The following is an 18,563-nucleotide window of genomic DNA, read 5'->3' on the forward strand; positions in this document are numbered from 1 at the left end:
GGTCACGGGGTCACCTTCTTAAGCTCGGGGATCAGCTCCAGCAGGGTGGGTTCGGCGACGACGAGGCTGAGCCTGCCGAACGCTCCACCGGCGTGGCCGGACAGCACGACGACGGTGACGGGCAGGGCCGCCTGCGGTGGGAGGCACCACCGCTGGGCGGCGGCGGGGTCGGTGACGGCTTCGGCGCGTACCACCCGCAGCCGCACCCGGCCGTGCTCGCCGAGCATGGTGACCTCGGCGCCGGGGGCGGGGTCGAGGCGGGACGGGAACATCGACACCAGGTTCGCGCCGTCGGCGCCGATCACGGTGCCGTCGACGGCCTGCGGCACCCGGACCACGGCGGCGAAGGCCACGCACGCCAGCAGCAGCGCCGCGAGCAGGGCCAGCGGCCGCCGCGACGCGCGGATCGGCTGCGCGGTGGTCTCACCGGGCCGGCCGACCTGGTAGGTCGCCAGGGCCTGCGGGCGGTACGGCAGGGCCGGTTGCTCATCCACGCGCGTCCCGTTTCGCCGCTGGGGCTTCGACCAGCAGTACGGACGGGATGCGGTCGGGCAGGGCCAGGCGCAGCAGGTTGTAGCCGATGCCTGCGAGGCCGCTCATCAGGCCGGGGGTCTCCGCGCCCAGGGGCACGCCGCAGAGCCAGCCGTGCTGCTCGATGTGGTCGAGCAGGCTCGCGGCGACGATCTGGGCCCGTGCGGCGGCCTGCTGGTCGCCGAGGGTGCGGGCGGCGGTCAGCAGTGCTTCGACGTTGCCGAGGTCGCCGTGGCAGATGCTGTGGTTGCCGGTGCCGGTGATGATGTCGCCGGTGAGGCCGAGGCGCAGCATGCCTTCGACGGCGTCGCGCAGGTCGCGGTCGACGAGGTCGTGATCGTCGACGTAGCTGGCGAGGTCGGCGCGGGCCAGGGCGATGCCGGGGCCGCCGTGGCACCAGGCGGTCATCGAGTAGCGCTCGGGGGTGCTGTCGCGCAGGTCGAGCCAGCACGAGTGCTCCGGGTCGAAGGCGGCGCGCTCGTAGCGCAGCCCGCCTTCGACCAGCGCCAGGTGGTCCCGGTTGCCGAGCACCCGGTCGAGGCGGGCCAGGGCGACGGCGATGCCGGAGCCGCCGTGGGAGAACCCGGCCAGCGGGCGGCTCGGGTTGACCGAGCCAGCCCAGCCGATGCCTTCCGCGGCGGGTTCGGCCTTGTCCTCCAGGATGCGGGCGAAGGTGCGGGCCGCGTCGAGCAGCTGCTCGTCAGGGCGGGCGGCGTGCAGTGCGAGCAGTGCGAAGATCGCCCCCGACGCGCCGCTGATGACGTCGTACGCGTCGTCGCGCGGGGCCAGGTGCAGCAGCGCGGGCACGATCCGGGTCGCGGCGTCGAGCAGGTCGTCGCGCTGCCACAGCGCGCCCAGGTGGCTCAGCGTGTACATGGGGCCGCCGAGTTCGTTGAAGACGCCGACGGTGAACGTCTCCAGGCTCTCCTTCGGGGTCTCCTCGATCAGGTCGATCTGGCGTACGAGCATCCCGGCGGCGGTCTCGGCGGCCTGCCGGAAGCGGGGCTCGCCGGTGACTTCGCCGAGGTAGCCGAGGAACAGGGCGATGCCGGACAGTCCGCTGTAGAGGTCGATGCCGACGGGGCCGAGTTGCCAGATCTTGTCGGCGACGAGGGTGTGGCCGAGCCAGGCGATGGAGTCCTCGCCGGTGTCGGCGGTCAGCAGCAGCCGGTCCCCGGCGGCGCGGGCGGCGGCGACGAACCGGTCGGCGTCGGCGGGTGCGGTGGCGGCGGTGACCTCGTAGGACGACCACTGGCCCTGGATGTCGACGCCCATCGCGAGTGCGGCCAGGGAGCTGCGCAGGATCCAGGTCTGCTGGGCCAGGTGCGTCTCGGACAGGGCGGTGATGCGCTGGCGGGAGCGGTCCAGGCCGCTGGTGGCCAGTACGCCGGTGATGAGCGTGCCGTCTCCGGCGACGAAGTCGTGGGAGCCGGGCATGGTGCTGAAGAACGGGATGTCGCCGCGGCTGAGCTGCGCCTGCTCGGCGGTGGCGATGCGGGCCTCGGCGCCGGGCCATTCCTCCTGCAGCCACAGGAACGACAGGAACCGTTCCCGGTCCAGGGCGTTGCGCAGCAGGTCCGGGTGGCGGCTCTCCTGCAGGAGTTTGCCGTAGGTGCGGGTGGCGCGCAGGATGACGCGCACCTCGTCGCGGGCGAACGCGGCCACGGGGCCGTCGTCGGCGAGCAGGTCGTCGCGGTGGTCGAGCAGCAGCCGGTAGGTGTGCTCGAACCCGGCCATGATGTCGTCGCTGAAGTCGAGGGTGCGGTGTTCGGCGCCGGTGAGGCTGGGCAGGTTCTGCCCGCCGCCCATCTCGATGCGTTTGCGGACCAGGCGCATCTCGTCGGTGCCGGACTCCTCCCAGGTGGCGACGGGGGTGGGGGTGAGCTGTCCGGCGCTGCCGGCCAGGCCGCTGAAGTCGACGCCGCCAACGCCGTCGTCGTCCTGGTAGATGATGGGCCGGGGCAGCAGCCCGACTTCGAGGACGGATTCGCGCATCGTCCGGAACGCCTCGGCGGCGACGCGTACCTGCTGGCCGGTCTCCTCGCCCTGGGGGTGGAACAGGGCTTCGAGGTCGATGAGCACGGGGTGCTCGCCGACGGCGATGATGTTCTCCAGGTGGAAGTCGACGGCGGCGAGGCTGTGCAGCAGGGCCAGGTAGCTGCCCTGGCGGGTGTAGAAGCGGCGCAGGCCGTCGGCGTCGGTGCACGGTCCGGCGGTGACGAACTCCGACCAGCCGTAGTCGCCGCGGTCGAGGACCCACATGGTGCGGAACGGCGGGTTCGCGCCGCGCGCGTTGAGCCAGTCGAGCAGCTGCTGGAAGTGCAGCTCGACCTGGAGGCCGCGGGGCTTGTAGACGGCGCGTGCGCCGTTGGCGAAGCGTACGAAGCCGACCGAGCGGCCGCCGCGGTGGGAGTCACCGGCGCCGAACGACACCTCGGTGACGGTGCCGAGTCCCGCCGCGTCGCCGAGCTGCGCGGTCAGGTCGGCGAGGTCGGCGAGCAGGCGCCGGGCGAACTCGACGCGGGCCTCGACCCAGTTGTCGACGAGGATCGTCGCGTCCCGGGCGAGCACCGGGTATTCCATGAGCACGTCGAGGGTGTACTTCGGGTCGTGCAGGCGGCGGGTGAAGTCGGCGAAGCGCTGCTCGGGGGTCTGCCCGTCGAGCTGTCCCTGCACGCGCAGCACGTTGAGCTCCAGCACGAGGACCCGGCCGACGAGCAGGTTGATCGCCTGGTAGGGCGGCTCGCCGAGCTGCGCGGCGAGCAGGTCGGGGTCGACGTGCGCGCTGGGGGTGTGCTCGCACGCGTCGTGCACGGCCTGGCGTACGCGGCGCAGGCCGTCGTCGATCAACGGGCGGACCAGCTCGACGAACGCCGAGTGCGGGTGCGGGTCGTGGCGGTGCTCGTGGTCGTGGTCGTGGTCGTGACCGTGACCGTGGTCGTGGTCGGCGGGACCCGGCCGGTGGTCGCGCCAGGCACGTTCGATGGTGCGCACGTACTCCGGCGGGCCCGCGAACCGGCTGCGGACCGTGTCCGGGGTCTCCCCCAGCACCCTGGTCAGCGACTGCTCGTCGAGGCCGACGGCGTCCAGCCAGTCCTGGAACAGCTGCTCGCCGCCCGCGTACACCGGCTCGTTCTTCCACCGGTCGAGCCGCAGCCGCCCGCGGTCGGTGTCGACCGGACCGGCCGGGTCTCCGGCGAGCAGCCGCTCGGTCAGCGAGTGCGCCAGGTACCAGCTGGGGTTGGCGACGTCCACCGGTTCGTGGCCGGGCAGGTGCGACTGGGACATCGGGGTGCTCTCTTTCGCGCGCGGGCGGGTCGGGTGGGCCGGCGGCGACCGGACGCGCCAGGCGTCCGGGCACCGCCGGTGAACCGGTGGATCAGGCGGTGCACAGCCCGCAGGTCGACTGCGTCTGGCAGGTGCCGCAGGTGGTCCCGCCGCAGGTCGCGCCGCAGGAGCCGCACGGGGTCTCCCGGGCGGTGAACCCGCCGCAGCAGCCCAGCGTCCACAGGTATTCGGTGCGCGCGCCGGCGATGTGCGCCAGCACGTCGTCGCCCAGCTCGACCACGCCGCACGGGTGCTCCGGCAGTGCGGCCAGCTGCTCGGCCGACAGGCTCGCCCGGTACTCCGGGTCCTTCCAGGCTTGCACGATGTTCATGGGGGTTCTCCTCAACAGATGTGGATGTGCCGGCAGGATGGTGCGATGTGGAGGACGGGTGCGCCTTCCTGCCGTGATGCGGCGGTCAGCCGCAGCAGCCCACCGTGATGACCGCGCAGGTGCCGTTGCAGAAGGTGCCGTTGATGGTGAAGCAGCCCGCGACGCCGGTGACGGCCGTGATCGTCGGCGTCGGGGTCCACGTGCCGCCGTCGGCGCCGTCGAGCTCGTTGTCGCTCAGCTCGATGAAGCCCGCCGGGTTCGCCGGCAGGCTCGCCCGCTCCTCATCGCTGAGCGAGGCCCGGTATACCGGGTCCTTCCACGCCCTGATGTAGTCCATGTGAAACTCCGATCGATGTCTTGTCGCACGGGTACCGGGTGGCCTCCACGGGGCGAACCGTAGGAGCGGCCTATGGCAGATCGATGGCACGGCGATGGTCGGCCGGGGGTTCCATCGCCAGCACCGACGGCACGCCGGCCGGATCGGCCCAGCGCAGCAGCGCGTACCCGATCCCGGCCAGGCCGCTCATCAGGCCCGGTGTCTCCACGCCCCGGGGCACCCCGCACCGCCAGTCACCTGCCTCGATCTCGACGACCGCACCGGCGGCGATCGCGGCGGCCCGCGCGGCGGCGTCGGTGTCGCCGAGGGCGAGCGCCCCGGCCAGCGCGGCTTCGGCGTTGCCGAGGTCGCCGTGGCAGATCGAGTGGTTGTGCAGCCGGTTGCGCGGGTCGAGGGTCGCGGCCACCGCCCGCCGCAGGTCGTCGCGGACCAGGTCCCGGTCACCGGCGTAGCCGAGCAGTTCGGCGCGGGCCATGGCGACCCCGGCCGCGCCGTGGCACCAGGCGACCATGTTGGCGTCGGCGGCGGCGTCCGGGCGCAGGTCGCGCCAGTTGGCGAGGTGCTCGTCGTACACGCCGCGCTCGAAGCGCAGCGCCGCGTCGACGATGCCTGCGTGGTCGCGGGTGCCGGTGTGCCGGTCCCAGCGGGCCAGGGCGGTGGCGATGCCGCTGGCGCCGTGGGAGTATCCGGCCAGCGGACCGTCGGGGTGCATCTGCCCGCGCCAGCCGAGCCCGCCGCCGAACGGCTCGGCCGCGGCGGCGACCTGCGCGGCCAGCGTCCTGGCCCCGGTGAGCAGGTCCGGGTCGCCGGTGACGCGGTGCAGGGACAGCAGCGCGAGCAGGCCGCCGGCGGGTCCGGCGACGAGGTCGTGCTCGGGGCTGTCGGCGGTCTGCGCGACCATGGCCGTGGCCAGGCCTGTCGCCGTGTCGGCCAGTTCGGTGCGGTCGAGGACGGCGGCGAGGTGGCTCAGGGCGTACACCGCGCCGCCGATGTGGTCGAAGCCGCCGCCACCGGCGGGCACGCCACCGGGTTCGGCCAGCCATGCCCGGACTTCTCGGTCCATCATCGTGGCCGCGCGGTCGGCGGCCGAGCGGTACCGGTCGACGCCGGTGGTCCGGGCGAGCCGGGCCAGGAACAGGGCGATGCCGCTGGTGCCGTTGTAGAGGTCCATGTTCGTCGGGCCGAGCGTCCAGACCTTCTCCGCGATCAGGCTCAGGCCGAGCCAGCAGATCCGGTCGTCGTCGGTCAGCGCGGTCGCCAGCAGCCGGTCCCCGATGAGCTGGGCGGCGTCGGCGAAACGTGCGGGGGTGACCGACGGCGTGGCGGCCGGGATGTCCCGGCGCTCCCGTGGCAGCCACTTCGACGGATCGCCCATGGTCAGCGACGTCAGCGACGCCTTGATGATCCAGCTCTGCTGGTCCAGGTGCGCCACGGACATCTCCGCCAGCCGCTCGCGTACGGCGTCCAGGCCCGTGCGGCCCAGCACGCCGGGCAGGACGGTGCCGTCGCCGCCGGTCAGGTCCGTCGACGACGGGGTCGTGGCGAAGATCGGCACGTCCCCGGCGCGCAGCTGCGCCAGCTCGGCGGTGATCAGCCCGTCGCGGTGGGCGCGGCCGTCGTGGCCCGCCCACAGGTTCTCCAGGTAACGGTCCCGGTCGAGCGCGTCGCGTAGCAGATCGGGGTGCTGAGCCTCGGTGAGCAGCCGGGCGTAGGACTCGGTGGCCCGCAGCACCACCCGCACCTCGTCGCCGGCGAACGCGTACAGCGGTCCCGCCGGGTCCAGCAGCGCGTCGCGGTGGTCCAGGATGGTGCGGTAGAGGCTGCGGTATCCGTCGACGATGTCGGCGGCGAACTCGGTCGCGTCCGGACGCTGCTCGCCCAGCGCCGGCAGGTTGGCCGAGCCGGGCAGCTCCACGCGCCGCCGGGCCAGGCGCATCTCGTCGGTGCCGGGCCCGTCCCACACGGCCACGGGCCGGGCGGTCAGCTGCCCGCCCGAGCCGCCCATGCCGCTCATGTCGAACTGGTTGACCTGGTTGTCCTCGGTCCACACGACCGGTGTCGGCAGCAGGCCGACCGAGGTCACCGAGCGGCGCATCAGCTCGACCCCGACCCGGGACAGGTATCCCGCCCGCTCGCCGATCGGCTGCTCCCACTGCCAGTGGTGCAGCATCGCCTCCAGGTCGATGAGCATCGGGTCCTCACCGGACGCGATCACGTTCTCCAGGTGGAAGTCGGTCGCGCCCAGCGCCTGCAGCAGCGCCAGCAGCGCACCCTGCCTGCGGTAGAACCGGCTCAGGGCGCCCCGGTCGGGGCACGGGCGGGTCTCGACGAACTCCGTCCAGCCGTACCCGCCCCGGTCGACGATCCAGAACCGGCGCAGCGGCGGATGCTCGCCGCGCCGGTTGAGCCAGGTCAGCAGCTCCTGGAAGTGGCCGTCGACCTGCAGCCGCCGCGGTTTGTACATCACCTTGGCACCGGTCGTGAACCGCACCGCCGCCACCGAACGCCCGCCGCGGTGGCTGTCGCCCGCCCCGAAGCCGACCTCGGCGACGTCGCCGAGCGCGTCCGGGCCGCCGCACCGTTCTGCCAGTTCGGCGTAGTCGGCCACGAGCCGCTGCGCGAACTCCAGGCGGCTGGCCACCCAGTCGTCGACGGCCCGCACCAGGTCACGGGCCAGCACCGGGTACTCGCTCAGCAGGCCCAGCGCGTGCTGCGGCTGCCGCAGGCGGTGCAGGAAGTGGTGGAAACGCTCGTGCGGCCCGTCGCCGGACAGGTCCCCGCGGATGCGGTGCACGTTGAGTTCCAGGACCATGGTCCGGGCGGCCAGCTGGTTGACGGTGTCGACCGGGCCGTTGCCCAGCTGACCGGCCAGCGCCTCGACGGTCAGCCGCCGATGGCCGTCGAGCAGCGTGCCGAGCTCGGCACGCAGCCGGGCGACGCCTGCCGCGATCAGCGGGCCGACGACGCAGGCGAACCCCATCGCGTCCGCGCCGTGCTCGGCCGGGTCGTCGGCCTGCTGCCAGGCGTCCACGAGCCGCCGGGCGAAGCCGGGCTCGGCGGCGAACCGCGCGCGTACCGTCTCGGGCCGCTCGCCCAGCAGCCGTTCCAGCAGCGCCTCGTCGAGGCCGTGCTCGGCCAGGTGCTGGGCGTACCGGTCGGGCCGCCGGGCGTGCACGGGCTCGCCGCGCCACATCTTGAGCCGCAGCCTGCCCAGGTCCTCATCCACCGGGCCGCCCGGTTCCCGGCCGGTCAGCCGTTCCCGCAGGCCGTAGCCCAGATACCAGGCGGCATCCCCCGGCTGCACCGGGGCAGGGGCCTCGTCCATCTGTTCCGCCTCACTGCGCGGCCGGGCCGCGCGTCACGTGGTGGTGGCCGCCCGGATGCGGCCCGGTCGTCAGCGGCCGTGCGGGGCCGGAGGCAGGCCGAGTTCGCCGCGCAGCATGCCGATGTACGCCTCCGCCAGGGCCGGTGTCGGCTCGACGCCCAGCTCGGCTGCCAGCTGGGCCCGGAACGCGCTGAACACGTCCATCGCCTCGGCGTGCCGGCCGGTCTGGTAGAGCGCGGTCATCAGCATGATCGCCACGTGTTCACGCAGCGGGAACTCCGCCCGCAGCGCCGTCAGCACGGGCAGCGCCGCGTAGCCGTGACCCAGCCGCAGCTGCAGTTCCAGCCGGTGCTCGACGCTGACGACCCGGCGTTCCAGCAGGTGCTGGCGGCGGCTCTGCGCGTACGGGCCGGGCAGCCCGGCCAGCGGCTCACCGACCCAGCTCTTCTCCGCCTCGGCCAGCAGGGCGACGGCACCGGCGAGGTCGCCGCAGGCCTCGGCCGCCGCGGCCCGGTCGACCGCGTCGTCGAAGTCGGCGACGTCGGTCCCGGCAGAGCCGAGCCGCAGCCGGTATCCGATCCGCAGTGTCTCGATCGCCGGGCCGTCACCGGCGTCCCCGGCCGCGTCGAGCGTGCGCCGCAGCCGGTAGATGTAGGGAGGGATCAGCTTTGTGCCGGTCGCGGGAACCTCCGCGCCCCACACGCCGTGCAGGATCGACGCCGGGGTGACCACCCGGTCGACGTTGAACAGCAGCGTGGCGAACACGGCCTGCTGCCGCACCGGGCCGAGGTCCAGCCACTGCCCGGCGACCTCGGCGTGCAGTGGGCCCAGGGCGAAGAACCGCACGCATGTCACGGCGTCACACCACCTGCGACCGAACTGTTCACTGTGGACTCCCTCCACCGGCCGGAAACCCTGCAACCAGGACAAACCCCATTTGATCATCGGACGCCGGATCGTACTGCGGGCGGCATACAACTGGTGCACAACGGCTGCACGAGACGGCCCGAGACTTCACGCCAGGTCGATGCCGGCCGATCGCCTGCGTGACTCGATCAGCCCGCAGCCGGATCCAGCCGGGCTTGTCCTGCTCACCGTGGCGGGCGAGCAGGCCGTGCCGGACCCCGTCGGCGAAGTGAGCGGACCGGAAATCCTCGCGATCACGGCAGCGGAAGCGGTTTGACATGCGGCTTCACGCGGTAATACAAGCAGTCCGGCCGCAAGCGGCAGGTCAACGCAGGGGCAGGAGTGGCGTATGAGACTTCCCGAGGCGCGAGGTGACCTTTCTGCGGCCGTGATCGAAGCGCTCATGTCCGGGCGGTTCGAGGTCGCGCGGCTTCCGGAGGTCACCGACCCGCTGGCCGACGAGGACCTGCAGCTGGCCCTGGCCGTCTGCTACGAGCTGCACTACAGCGGGTTCGACGGCGTGGACGACCGGTGGGAGTGGCATCCCGGCCTGCTGGCCCTGCGCGGCGAGATCGAATACGTCTTCGAGACCGCCCTGCGGCAGCTCACCGGGCCGCAACCGGCCGTCGGCGCCGCCGAGATCCCTGCGGCGCTGACCGCGCTGACCGCCGAGCAGGACGGCCCGTCGCTGGCGCGCTACATCCAGTCGAACGCCACCATCGAGCAGTTTCGGGAGTTCGTCGTACACCGGTCGCTGTACCAGCTCAAAGAGGCCGATCCGCACACCTTCGCCATCCCCCGGCTGACCGGGCGCGCCAAGGCCGCACTCATCGAGATCCAGATCGACGAGTACGGCTCGGGGCGGCTCGCCCGGATGCACGCCGAACTGTTCCGCACCACCATGGGCTGCCTCGGCCTGAACACCGCGTACGGCGCCTACCTCGACCGGCTGCCCGCGGTCACGCTCGCCGTGACCAACATGCTGTCGATGTTCGCCCTGCACCGGCGGCTGCGGGGCGCGCTCGTCGGGCAGCTCGCCGCGTTCGAGATGTCGTCCAGCCTGCCCAACAGCCGCTACGGCAACGGTCTGCGCCGCCTCGGCGGCGACGAGCACGCGACCCTGTTCTACGACGAGCACGTCGAAGCCGACGCCGTGCACGAGCAGATCGCCGCCCACGACATGTGCGGCTCACTGGTCGCCGAACATCCCGAACTGGCCGCCGACGTGCTGTTCGGCGCCGCCGCGTCCGAGGCGCTCGGCGGCCGGGCCAGCGCGCACCTGCTCGACAGCTGGGCCGCCGGCCGCAGCTCACTGCGCGAGGTATCCGGGCAGGGCCGCCCGGCACAGACGGACCAGCTGGCAGGAGTCGCGTCATGACCGACCAACACCGCCCTGCGGCGACCATCACACCCTACGAGGACGGTCCGCTGCTGCTGCGCGGCGACTTCGAGATCGTCACCCCCGACGGCGAGCGCATCGAGCCCGGCAGGCCGACGGTCGCACTGTGCCGCTGCGGACGTTCGCGGGTCAAGCCGTTCTGCGACGGCACCCACAAACTGATCGACTTCCACGCTCCCGCCGGCCGGCAGAACAGCCGCCTCGACCCGGAGACCGACTGACACCGGCCGCGATGCCCGACCACCTACGACCACCGGCCGGCGTTCACCCGGCGGCCTGACGGCCGCAGCGCCCGGCAGGTGTCTCCCGAACGCCAGAGGGGCGGAACAATATGGATGCGGGCTTCGACAGCGCCGAACGCGGGGTGGCCACCGCTGACCCCGGCCCCCGGACCTTCGGCGTCGAGGAGGAGTTCCTGCTGCTCGACACCCGCACCGGCGAGAATCTGCCGGTGGCTGACGACGTACTGGCGCGGCTGACCGGCCCGGCGCTGGAGCAGAGTCGCCACGAGTTCCGGCAGAGCATGGTCGAGATGGCGACCCCGGTGTGCACCGACCTCACGCGACTGCGCGACCATCTCGCCTCAGCCCGTGCGGCCGTGGCCGCCGCCGGGGCCTCGAGCGGAGCGCGACTGGTGGCGATCGGAGCCACGCCCGTGCGGGAAGCGGCCATCGACCGGCCCGCCGCCGCGCGATACGAGCGGATCATCGAGCGGTTCGGGCCCGTGGCCCTCGATCCGGCCCTGTGCGGATGCCACGTCCACGTGGGCGTGCCCGATCGCGAGCTCGCCGTGCAGGTGTGCAACCATCTGCGGCCCTGGCTGCCAGTCATCCAGGCGATCGCCGCGAACTCGCCGTTCCACCTGGGGCGCGACACCGGATACGCGAGCTGGCGGTCGATCCAGATGGAACGCTGGCCCAGCCTCGGCCCGTCGCCGTACTTCGCCAGCGCGGCCGAGTACGACCGCACCGTGCAGCAGCTGATCACGGCGGGGGTGATGCTGGATGTGGGGATGGTGCTCTGGTACGCCCGGCCCTCGGCACGTTATCCCACCGTCGAGGTGAGGGTCGCCGACGTGGCCCCGACCGTCGAGGACGCGGTCGTCGTGGCCGGGCTGGTTCGCGCTCTGGTCACCACGGTGATCGACGACATCCGCACGGGCCTGCCCGCGCCGCGCCTGCGGGGAGCCGGCTTGACCGCCGCGCACTGGCGGGCCGCCCGCGATGGGTTGGAAGGCCGCCTCCTGGACCCGGCGACGGGACAGCTCCGGCCCGCCTGGGATCTCGTAGACGAACTGCTGCGATACGTCAGCCCGGCGCTGAACCGCGATGGCGACCTGCAGACGGTGGACGCCGGTATGGCGCGCCTGCGCACCGAGGGCAGTGGCGCTGAGCGCCAACGACGGATCCACCGCCGCTCCGGCGACATCCAGGACGTGTTGCGCTACCTCGCCGGACAGACGACCGGCGACGAGTCCGCCAGCGACCTGGTGTACCAGAGCTGAGCGGGCGGGACGTGTTCGCCGACATGGCCTAGCGTGGCCGTGTGGGATATTCCGTGCACCCGTCCGGGCAGGTCGACCTGCCCGAAGAACTGGACGCCGCGGCCGTCGCCGCGGTGAAGGCCGCGTGGAGTGGTCGGCGTGGCTGGTACAAACCGGATTCGGCGGCCACGTACGTGCCCGGCGAGACGCTGTCCGACATCGCAGGCTACGCCGGTGCCTCGATCAAGCGTGACGGCGACCGGATCACGTTCGGACACGACGACGAAGGCGACCCGAAGTGGTCGGAGCAGGCGACAGCGTTCTACGTAGCGATCGCGCCGTTCGTGCTGACGGGTGCCGTACACATCGAAGGTGAGGACGGCGGGCGGTGGTCCTACACTTACGCCGACGGGCAGCTCACCCAGCAGGGCTGCAACGGCTGGGACGGCACGGGCGAGCCGTTCGGCGAGCCCGACCCGAACGCCTGACCCCTGATCACCGACGGCATGACCTGTCAGCTTGGAGCCAGGCCGACCTGGCCGACCGGTGCCAGGTCGCCCGGCAGGCCATCAACGCCATCGAGACCGAGCGCTACGACCCCGGCCTGCCCCTGGCGTTCACCATCTCGGACGTCTTCGGCCTGGCCATCGAGGACATCTTCCTGCGCGAACCGGCGGATCCGGCCTGATCCCATCCCCCGGTCCCGCGCCGCCGCGACGGATACGATGCGCAGGTGGAGTATTTTGCGCCGATTCAATGATCGACGGGGAAGGCCGCGCGGATGAGCACTCACCACGTCGACCAGGACGTCTTCCGGTCGGTGCTGCAGGAGAACATCGACTGGCAGCCGTTTCCGGCGTTCCCGCCCGCCGCCCGCCTCGCCGTGATGGTGGGCAGACCGGCCGAGCCCGCGCCCTACGTGGTCCGGGTCAAACTGCCCGCGGGTGAGCGGCTGATGCCGCACCGGCACCATGAGGACCGGGTGTACACCGTCATCTCCGGTGTCTTCTACATCGGCCGCGGCGACGTGTTCGACGAGGACAAGCTGGAGGCGTACCCGCCGGGCGCGGTCATCGTGCTGCCCGGTGGAACACCTCACTTCCACTGGGCGAGATCCGGCGAGTACGTGACGCAGGTGACCGCGATCGGCCCGATCTCCCTGGACTACGTCGACCCGCGCAACGATCCTCGCAGCACCTGAGGCTTCATCCGGCGGCCGGTCGGCGCGGCTCTGTTCGATCTTTGGATGTTCGCGTTGATCGAGATATCTTGGCCGACAGCGAGCGGCCGATGTGGAGCCCTCGGCACACCTGGGGGCAGACTTGTCAACGACCCGGACCTTTGATGAGATCCGCACCGAGGTGCCGCCCGTAGGCATGCGACGGCTGATGCCGCGTGCCGTGGTGCTCGGCGGCAGCGTCGCCGGGCTGATGGCCGCGCGGGTGCTCAGCGACCACGCCGACGAGGTCGTGATCATCGAACGCGACGCCCCGGACTCCGGCGACGGACCCCGGCCCGGTGTGCCCCAGGGCAGCCAGGTGCACGGGCTGCTGCCCGCCGGACAGCAGCAGTTCGAGCGGTGGTTCCCCGGTTTCATCGCGGAGGCCATCGCCGCGGGCGCGGTAGTGCCGCCGTTCGGCTCGTTCGAGTTCATCATGAACGGCGCGCTGCGCACCGCGAAGCCGATCCGGCTGGAGCAGCCCGGCCTGGTCAGCACACGCCCGTTCCTGGAGAACCTGATCCGCAGCCGCACCCTGGCCGTACCCAACATACGGGTCGTCACCGGCCGGGCCGAGGGCCTGATCGTCGAGGGCGAGCGCGTCGTCGGCGCCCGCTACGTCGGCGACGACGGCGCGGCCGAGATCAGCGCCGGGATGGTCGTCGACGCGATGGGCCGGTCCAGCCGGCTCAGCGACTGGCTCGCCGACCACGGCTTCGACCGCCCGCCGATGCAGCGCATGGGCATCAAGCTCAACTACGCCACCGCCATGTTCCGCCGCGACCCGAACATGGGTGACACCTGGGGCAGCATCGCGTTCGACGACGGCAGCGGCGGCGTGCCGCGCATCGGCGGCGTCAACCCGGTCGAGGGCGACCGGTGGATGGTCCTGATCGCCGGGTACGCCGACGACCGGCCCAGCCGCGACCCCGAGGAGTTCGTCAAGCGCTGCGTCGAGCAGTTCCCGGCGAAGTTCGGCGAGGTCGCCACCGGCTGCGAGATGATCGGCCCGGTCATCACCTACCACCAGGCCGACAGCCGCCGCCGCGACTTCCACCAGGCCAAGCACCTGCCCGCCGGACTCGTCGCGGCCGGGGACGCGGTCGCCTCGTTCAACCCGATCTACGGCCAGGGCATGACGTCGGCGGCGCTGCACGCCTCGTGCCTGTCCGCGTACCTGCGCGCCGACCCGGACCTGGACCGGCCCGCCCGGCGCTACTTCGAGCTGGTACGGGTGGTCGTCGACGCGGCCTGGCAGACCTCGACCCTGTCCGACCTCGGCCTCGCCCACGTGGACGGCCCCTACCCGCCCGGCTACGCGCTGATCAGCAGGATCAGCGGCCGTATCGCCCGCGCCTCGATCACCGACGACGCCGTCAACCACAAACTGGGCCTGGTCACCATGATGCTCGCCCACCCCAATTCGCTGATGAGCCCGGCGTTCGTGCTGCGGGCGATGCTGCGCGGTTCCGCACCGAGCGCGGCCAGGTAGAACGTTGAAGGGGACGGCACCGGATCGCCGGAGCCGCCCCCTTCAACGTGGTCATCGGCGGTCGGGAGCGGCGGTGCGGCCCAGGCCCGCGATGACGACCGCCGCCACCACCGAGTGCAGGCCCAGGATGGAGCCCTGCGCGGCCGCGCTGGCGCCGCTCGCCGCGCCGAGCAGCGACACCGCGAACACGATCACGGCGATGACGGTCCAGGTGCGCCGTGGCCGGGAGGCCCGCCGTTCCAGCAGGGCGAGCAGTCCCCAGCCGGCCAGCGCGGCCAGCGCGGCGGTCACCGCGACAGCGCCGACCCCGATGTCGCGCACGGTCCCGCCACTGCGCACGGCCAGCGCGACATCGGCGATCTCGTGCATGAAATACCAGGTGAGGGTCGCGGTGATGACGGAAGCGGCGACGATCGAACCGCGCTGTACCACATTGCTCGATGCATTCATGCACTCATGGTCTGGCGCGACGGCAGGACACCGCATCGGCCGCCCACGAGCACGGCGTACGACTTTAGTCAGTGGCCGGCGACCGCCACCCGCGCCTAACCTGGGCCCGTGACCAGCCCCGCTCCCCCGCCAGCTGCCGCCGCCGCGGCCACGGTCGGGGTGACCGTGCTCACCGCAGTGGCGCTGTGGGGCGCGGGCGGCCGGTATCTGCTTCTCGACGTGGCCACGTCCGTGGTCGCCGTGGCGATGGCCCCGATCCTGCTGCGCCGTCCGGTCGCCGGTGCCATCGTGGTGAACGTGCTCGCCGCGCTGTCGCCGGTGGCCACACCCGCGGCGACCATGGGCAGCCTGGTCACCGCGCGCCTGCGGCCGTTCGGCACGGCCGCACGGATCGCACTGCTGGGCGTCGCCGCACATGCCGTGCAGGGCTGGTGGCGAGCCCAGCACGGCCTGTCCTACGGCTGGTGGCTGCTGCTGATGTGCGCGGCGTACGCCGCCCTGGCCGGTTGGGGCGCGTGGTGGCGGGCACGCGCGGCGCTGATCGCGTCCCTGCGCGAGCGCACCCGACAACTGGAGCAGGAGCAGGAACGCCGGGTCGCGGAGGCCCGCGCGGGCGAGCGGGCCCGGATCGCCCGCGAGATGCACGACGTGCTCGCCCACCGGCTGTCCCTGGTCGCCACCTACGCCGGGGCTCTGGAATACCGGCCGGATCTGCCGCCGCAGCGGATCGCCGAGGCCGCCGGGGTGGTCCGCGAAGGCGTCCACCAGGCGCTCGACGAGCTCCGGGAGGTGATCACGCTGCTTCGCGACGCGACCGAGGAGGACCTGCCCGCGCCCACCCTCGACGACCTGCCCGCACTGGTCGCCGACTGGACACGGGTGGGCCAGGTGGTGCGCGTGGACGGCCGGGTCGCCGCCGCGGTGCCGCCTACGGCCGGCAGGGCCGCCTACCGGGTGCTGCAGGAGGCGGTCACCAATGCCCGCAAGCACGCGCCGGGCGAGCCGGTCGCGGTGGCGCTCAGCGGCGAGCCCGGCGGCAGCCTCGTGATCGAGGTGCGCAACGCCCTGGCCGCGCCCGCCGGGATGGCCGGTGCCGGTGCGGGCCTGGCCGGGCTGGCTGAGCGGGTGCGGCTCGCGGGTGGGCGCTTGCAGCACGACACCGACGGCTGCGAGTTCCGGTTACGGGTATGGCTACCGTTACCGGCATGAGCGGACCCGTGCGTGTCGTGATCGTCGATGACGACGCACTGGTCCGGGCCGGTCTGACGATGATGCTCGACGGGACCGGCGGCATCACCGTGGTCGGTGAGGCGGGCGACGGCGCGGCCGTGCCGGGGCTGCTCGACCGGCACGGCGTCGACGTCGTGCTGATGGACCTGCGGATGCCGGGCGTCGACGGCATCGCCGCCACCCGCCGGGTGCGGGCCAGGCCGCATCCCCCCGAGGTCATCGTCCTGACCACCTTCGACGCCGACGAGCACGTGATCCGGGCGCTGCGCGCCGGGGCGAGCGGCTTCCTGCTCAAGGACACCCCGCCGGGCCGGATCGTGGAGGCGATCAGGCAGGTGCACTCGGGAGATCCGTTCCTGTCCCCTGCGGTGACGCGGCGGCTGATGGCGCGGGTGGTCGCCGACGACGGGGCGTACGAACGGGCCCGTGCCGCGCTCGGCAGGCTGACGCCCCGCGAGTACGAGGTCGCGGCGGCGGTGGCGGCGGGCAAGCCGAACGCCGAGATCGGGGCCACGCTCGGCATGACGCTGGCGACGGTCAAGGCACACCTGTCGCACATCTTCGTCAAGCTCGACGTGGACAACCGCACCCAGATCGCGATGCTCGCCCACGACGCCGGACTCGTCTGACCTGCTCCGCTCCACTTCCAGAGCGAAGTCGACCAGAAGTCTCGATCCGGTCGAGGCTCGGATCTCCGACTCACCGACTACGTTATTGCCAACGACTTGCAATAAGCTCGGTGCTGATGGACGACTTCGACACACCCGCGCACACCGAAAGCACCTCGACGCAACCCCTCGACGCCCTGCCCGATCTGGTCACGGCATGGGGGCGCGGCTGGGCCCGATCCCGTGGCGTACCTCGCCTCGTCAGCGTCCCCGGCGGCTTCCGGGCCGACGTGGGGCTGCCCGGTCATCGGGTGCGCTACGTGCTGCACACCTGGGACGGCGCGCTGCTGGCGGCCTACGGCCGGCGGATCGCCGCACCGGGAACCTGGATCAAGATCAGCGGCCGCTCCGCCGATCTGCGCGGCGCCCTGCCGCCCCGCTGGACCCTGGCCGACACCGGCCACCTGATGAGCACCCCGTTCACCGCCGGTGCCGCCGATGTCCAAGCCCCCTACGCCATGCGGGTGACGACGGCCGGTGACGTCGTCGTGGCGACCGTCGTCGACGGCGCGGGCGACACGGCGGCCTCCGGACGCCTGGCCCGCGCGGGCGAGTTCGGCATCATCGACCGGGTGGAGACCGCGCCGCCACATCAGCGGCGCGGCCTGGGCACCGCCGTCATGCGGGCACTGAGCGACCACGCCGCGCGCAACGGCATGAGCACCGGCCTGCTCGTAGCCACCGACGACGGCAGACGGCTGTACAGCTCGCTCGGCTGGAGTGTCCGGTCCGAGATCGCGGCGGCGTACGTCGACGAGCCCGGCTGACCCGGCGGGCAATCACCGGCACTCGTCCCGCGACAGCCCCGCCCTGTGTTACGACTGAGAAAGCCCTCGGCCGACCGCGCCATCGGCGCAGGTAAGCCACGGTGGAGGGAGGTCACGGTGCGGGCACTGCGCAGGACACCGCCGAACTTCTTCGCCGCCCCGTTCGGGCTCACCGGCCTGGCGGGATGCTGGCAGGTCCTGGCCACGCTGGCCGGCGCGCCCAGAGTGATCGCCGACGTGCTGTGGCTGCTCGCCGCGGTGGTGTGGGTGGTGATGCTGGCCGGATACACCGCCCGCGCGCTCACCACGCCGGGACGGCTGGGCATGGACCTGCGCGACGCGGTGCTCAGCCCCTTCGTCAGCCTCATCCCGATCGTGGCGCTGCAACTCGGGGTCGGCCTGTACCCGTACCTGCCGCAGGCCGCCCGGATCATCGTCTACGGGGCGATCGTGGTGATCATCGGGTTCGGCGGGTGGCTTACCGGGCAATGGATCGTCGGCGACCTCGACCAGGACAAACTGCACCCCGGCTACCTGCTGCCGACCGTCGCCGGTGGGCTGCTCGCCTCGACGGCCGCGAGCGTGGTCGGCCAGCCCACGCTGGGCCGGTTCTGCTTCGGCATCGGCATCGTGTGCTGGCTGATGATCGGTTCACTGCTGCTGCAGCGCCTGTTCTTCCGGCCCTCGCTGCCGCCCGCGCTCATCCCGACGCTGGCCATCGAGGCAGCGCCCGGTCCCGTCGCGGGGCTGGCCTGGTTCGCGCTCACCCCTGGGCCCAGCATCGTCGCGTACGTGCTCGCCGGGTACGCGACACTGATGGTCCTGGTCCAATTTCGCCTGATCCCGGTCTACGCGCGCACCCCGTTCAGCCCCACCTTCTGGGCGTTCTCGTTCTCGTACGCCGCGGTCGTGCTGGTGGCCCTGCGCTGGCTGCAGTACACCGCCCTGCCCGGCCGAGCGGCCCTCGCCTGGGTCCTCGTGCTGGCCCTGACCGGCCTGATCGCGGCTATCGCCATCCGTTCGGTACGTGCGCTGGCACAAGGCAAGTACTTTCCACCGCCGTGACGGCCCGACACCCGTTGCAACGGACGGATCACG

Annotated in this window: 19 protein-coding genes; 12 read left to right on the forward strand and 7 right to left on the reverse strand. The window is 72.5% G+C overall.

Going from position 1 to position 18,563, the window contains the following annotated elements:
* Positions 1–2: 2 nt before the first annotated feature.
* From HAV40_RS03125 to HAV40_RS03150, 6 genes are all read right to left on the reverse strand, one after another.
* Positions 3–494, reverse strand: a complete 492-nt coding sequence (locus tag HAV40_RS03125; RefSeq protein ID WP_166378755.1) for a hypothetical protein — start codon at positions 492–494, stop codon at positions 3–5.
* Positions 487–3,819 carry a type 2 lanthipeptide synthetase LanM family protein gene (locus HAV40_RS03130; protein WP_166378757.1) on the reverse strand — a complete coding sequence of 1,111 codons (3,333 nt, stop codon included), beginning with the start codon at positions 3,817–3,819 and terminating at the stop codon, positions 487–489. The genes HAV40_RS03125 and HAV40_RS03130 overlap by 8 nt, the downstream gene beginning before the upstream one ends.
* 91 nt (positions 3,820–3,910) lie before the next feature.
* Positions 3,911–4,189 carry a mersacidin/lichenicidin family type 2 lantibiotic gene (locus HAV40_RS03135; protein ID WP_166378759.1) on the reverse strand — a complete coding sequence of 93 codons (279 nt, stop codon included), beginning with the start codon at positions 4,187–4,189 and terminating at the stop codon, positions 3,911–3,913.
* Between the two features lie 85 nt (positions 4,190–4,274).
* On the reverse strand, positions 4,275–4,526 hold the full coding sequence (locus tag HAV40_RS03140) for a mersacidin/lichenicidin family type 2 lantibiotic (protein WP_166378761.1): 252 nt from the start codon (positions 4,524–4,526) through the stop codon (positions 4,275–4,277).
* 70 nt (positions 4,527–4,596) lie between these two features.
* Entirely contained in the window at positions 4,597–7,851 is a 3,255-nt protein-coding gene (locus tag HAV40_RS03145; protein WP_166378763.1) for a type 2 lanthipeptide synthetase LanM family protein, read from the reverse strand.
* 69 nt (positions 7,852–7,920) lie between these two features.
* Positions 7,921–8,706, reverse strand: coding sequence for an AfsR/SARP family transcriptional regulator (locus tag HAV40_RS03150; RefSeq protein WP_166378765.1), 786 nt, complete (start codon positions 8,704–8,706; stop codon positions 7,921–7,923).
* A 172-nt stretch (positions 8,707–8,878) separates the two neighbouring features.
* On the opposite strand from HAV40_RS03150, the gene HAV40_RS03155 reads away from it, so the two are divergent.
* The 8 genes from HAV40_RS03155 to HAV40_RS03190 all read left to right on the forward strand — a co-directional run bounded on the left by HAV40_RS03155 (position 8,879) and on the right by HAV40_RS03190 (position 14,350).
* A complete protein-coding gene (locus HAV40_RS03155; protein ID WP_166378767.1) occupies positions 8,879–9,034 on the forward strand; it encodes a hypothetical protein in 156 nt (51 codons plus the stop codon).
* A gap of 72 nt (positions 9,035–9,106) precedes the next feature.
* On the forward strand, positions 9,107–10,135 hold the full coding sequence (locus HAV40_RS03160) for an iron-containing redox enzyme family protein (RefSeq protein WP_166378769.1): 1,029 nt from the start codon (positions 9,107–9,109) through the stop codon (positions 10,133–10,135).
* Positions 10,132–10,377, forward strand: a complete 246-nt coding sequence (locus HAV40_RS03165; RefSeq protein ID WP_166378771.1) for a CDGSH iron-sulfur domain-containing protein — start codon at positions 10,132–10,134, stop codon at positions 10,375–10,377. Before HAV40_RS03160 ends, HAV40_RS03165 begins: the two co-directional genes overlap by 4 nt.
* Positions 10,378–10,487: 110 nt before the next feature.
* A complete protein-coding gene (locus tag HAV40_RS03170) occupies positions 10,488–11,660 on the forward strand; it encodes a carboxylate-amine ligase (protein ID WP_166378773.1) in 1,173 nt (390 codons plus the stop codon).
* 41 nt (positions 11,661–11,701) lie between these two features.
* Complete coding sequence (locus HAV40_RS03175; RefSeq protein ID WP_166378775.1) at positions 11,702–12,127, forward strand: hypothetical protein; 426 nt, start codon at positions 11,702–11,704, stop codon at positions 12,125–12,127.
* Positions 12,028–12,327, forward strand: coding sequence for a helix-turn-helix transcriptional regulator (locus HAV40_RS03180; protein WP_239086690.1), 300 nt, complete (start codon positions 12,028–12,030; stop codon positions 12,325–12,327). Before HAV40_RS03175 ends, HAV40_RS03180 begins: the two co-directional genes overlap by 100 nt.
* A 93-nt stretch (positions 12,328–12,420) precedes the next feature.
* Positions 12,421–12,840 carry a cupin domain-containing protein gene (locus HAV40_RS03185; protein WP_166378777.1) on the forward strand — a complete coding sequence of 140 codons (420 nt, stop codon included), beginning with the start codon at positions 12,421–12,423 and terminating at the stop codon, positions 12,838–12,840.
* Positions 12,841–13,015: 175 nt separating this feature from the next.
* Positions 13,016–14,350 carry an FAD-dependent oxidoreductase gene (locus tag HAV40_RS03190; protein ID WP_166378779.1) on the forward strand — a complete coding sequence of 445 codons (1,335 nt, stop codon included), beginning with the start codon at positions 13,016–13,018 and terminating at the stop codon, positions 14,348–14,350.
* A gap of 51 nt (positions 14,351–14,401) precedes the next feature.
* On the opposite strand, the gene HAV40_RS03195 is transcribed toward HAV40_RS03190, so the two are convergent.
* Positions 14,402–14,800, reverse strand: coding sequence for a DUF6069 family protein (locus HAV40_RS03195; RefSeq protein ID WP_166378781.1), 399 nt, complete (start codon positions 14,798–14,800; stop codon positions 14,402–14,404).
* A gap of 108 nt (positions 14,801–14,908) precedes the next feature.
* Between HAV40_RS03195 and HAV40_RS03200 the strand changes: the two genes are divergently transcribed.
* From HAV40_RS03200 to HAV40_RS03215, 4 genes are all read left to right on the forward strand, one after another.
* A complete protein-coding gene (locus HAV40_RS03200; RefSeq protein WP_166378783.1) occupies positions 14,909–16,009 on the forward strand; it encodes a sensor histidine kinase in 1,101 nt (366 codons plus the stop codon).
* On the forward strand, positions 16,006–16,659 hold the full coding sequence (locus HAV40_RS03205) for a response regulator transcription factor (RefSeq protein ID WP_166378785.1): 654 nt from the start codon (positions 16,006–16,008) through the stop codon (positions 16,657–16,659). Before HAV40_RS03200 ends, HAV40_RS03205 begins: the two co-directional genes overlap by 4 nt.
* Before the next feature lie 116 nt (positions 16,660–16,775).
* Positions 16,776–17,465, forward strand: coding sequence for a GNAT family N-acetyltransferase (locus HAV40_RS03210; RefSeq protein WP_166378787.1), 690 nt, complete (start codon positions 16,776–16,778; stop codon positions 17,463–17,465).
* A gap of 117 nt (positions 17,466–17,582) precedes the next feature.
* Positions 17,583–18,530, forward strand: a complete 948-nt coding sequence (locus HAV40_RS03215) for an SLAC1 family transporter (protein ID WP_166378789.1) — start codon at positions 17,583–17,585, stop codon at positions 18,528–18,530.
* The last annotated feature ends 33 nt before the right edge of the window (positions 18,531–18,563 follow it).

The organism is Catellatospora methionotrophica, assembly GCF_011297335.1.
Classification (GTDB): Bacteria; Actinomycetota; Actinomycetes; order Mycobacteriales; family Micromonosporaceae; genus Catellatospora; species Catellatospora methionotrophica.

Excerpts from the sequence above, each read along its gene's own strand:
- HAV40_RS03145 (WP_166378763.1), bottom strand. The coding sequence starts at position 7,851 with ATGGACGAGGCCCCTGCCCCGGTGCAGCCGGGGGATGCCGCCTGGTAT.
- HAV40_RS03140 (WP_166378761.1), bottom strand. The coding sequence starts at position 4,526 with ATGGACTACATCAGGGCGTGGAAGGACCCGGTATACCGGGCCTCGCTC.
- HAV40_RS03160 (WP_166378769.1), top strand. The coding sequence starts at position 9,107 with ATGAGACTTCCCGAGGCGCGAGGTGACCTTTCTGCGGCCGTGATCGAA.
- HAV40_RS03205 (WP_166378785.1), top strand. The coding sequence starts at position 16,006 with ATGAGCGGACCCGTGCGTGTCGTGATCGTCGATGACGACGCACTGGTC.
- HAV40_RS03170 (WP_166378773.1), top strand. The coding sequence starts at position 10,488 with ATGGATGCGGGCTTCGACAGCGCCGAACGCGGGGTGGCCACCGCTGAC.
- HAV40_RS03190 (WP_166378779.1), top strand. The coding sequence starts at position 13,016 with ATGCGACGGCTGATGCCGCGTGCCGTGGTGCTCGGCGGCAGCGTCGCC.
- HAV40_RS03165 (WP_166378771.1), top strand. The coding sequence starts at position 10,132 with ATGACCGACCAACACCGCCCTGCGGCGACCATCACACCCTACGAGGAC.
- HAV40_RS03130 (WP_166378757.1), bottom strand. The coding sequence starts at position 3,819 with ATGTCCCAGTCGCACCTGCCCGGCCACGAACCGGTGGACGTCGCCAAC.
- HAV40_RS03210 (WP_166378787.1), top strand. The coding sequence starts at position 16,776 with ATGGACGACTTCGACACACCCGCGCACACCGAAAGCACCTCGACGCAA.
- HAV40_RS03195 (WP_166378781.1), bottom strand. The coding sequence starts at position 14,800 with ATGAATGCATCGAGCAATGTGGTACAGCGCGGTTCGATCGTCGCCGCT.
- HAV40_RS03135 (WP_166378759.1), bottom strand. The coding sequence starts at position 4,189 with ATGAACATCGTGCAAGCCTGGAAGGACCCGGAGTACCGGGCGAGCCTG.
- HAV40_RS03185 (WP_166378777.1), top strand. The coding sequence starts at position 12,421 with ATGAGCACTCACCACGTCGACCAGGACGTCTTCCGGTCGGTGCTGCAG.
- HAV40_RS03155 (WP_166378767.1), top strand. The coding sequence starts at position 8,879 with ATGCCGGCCGATCGCCTGCGTGACTCGATCAGCCCGCAGCCGGATCCA.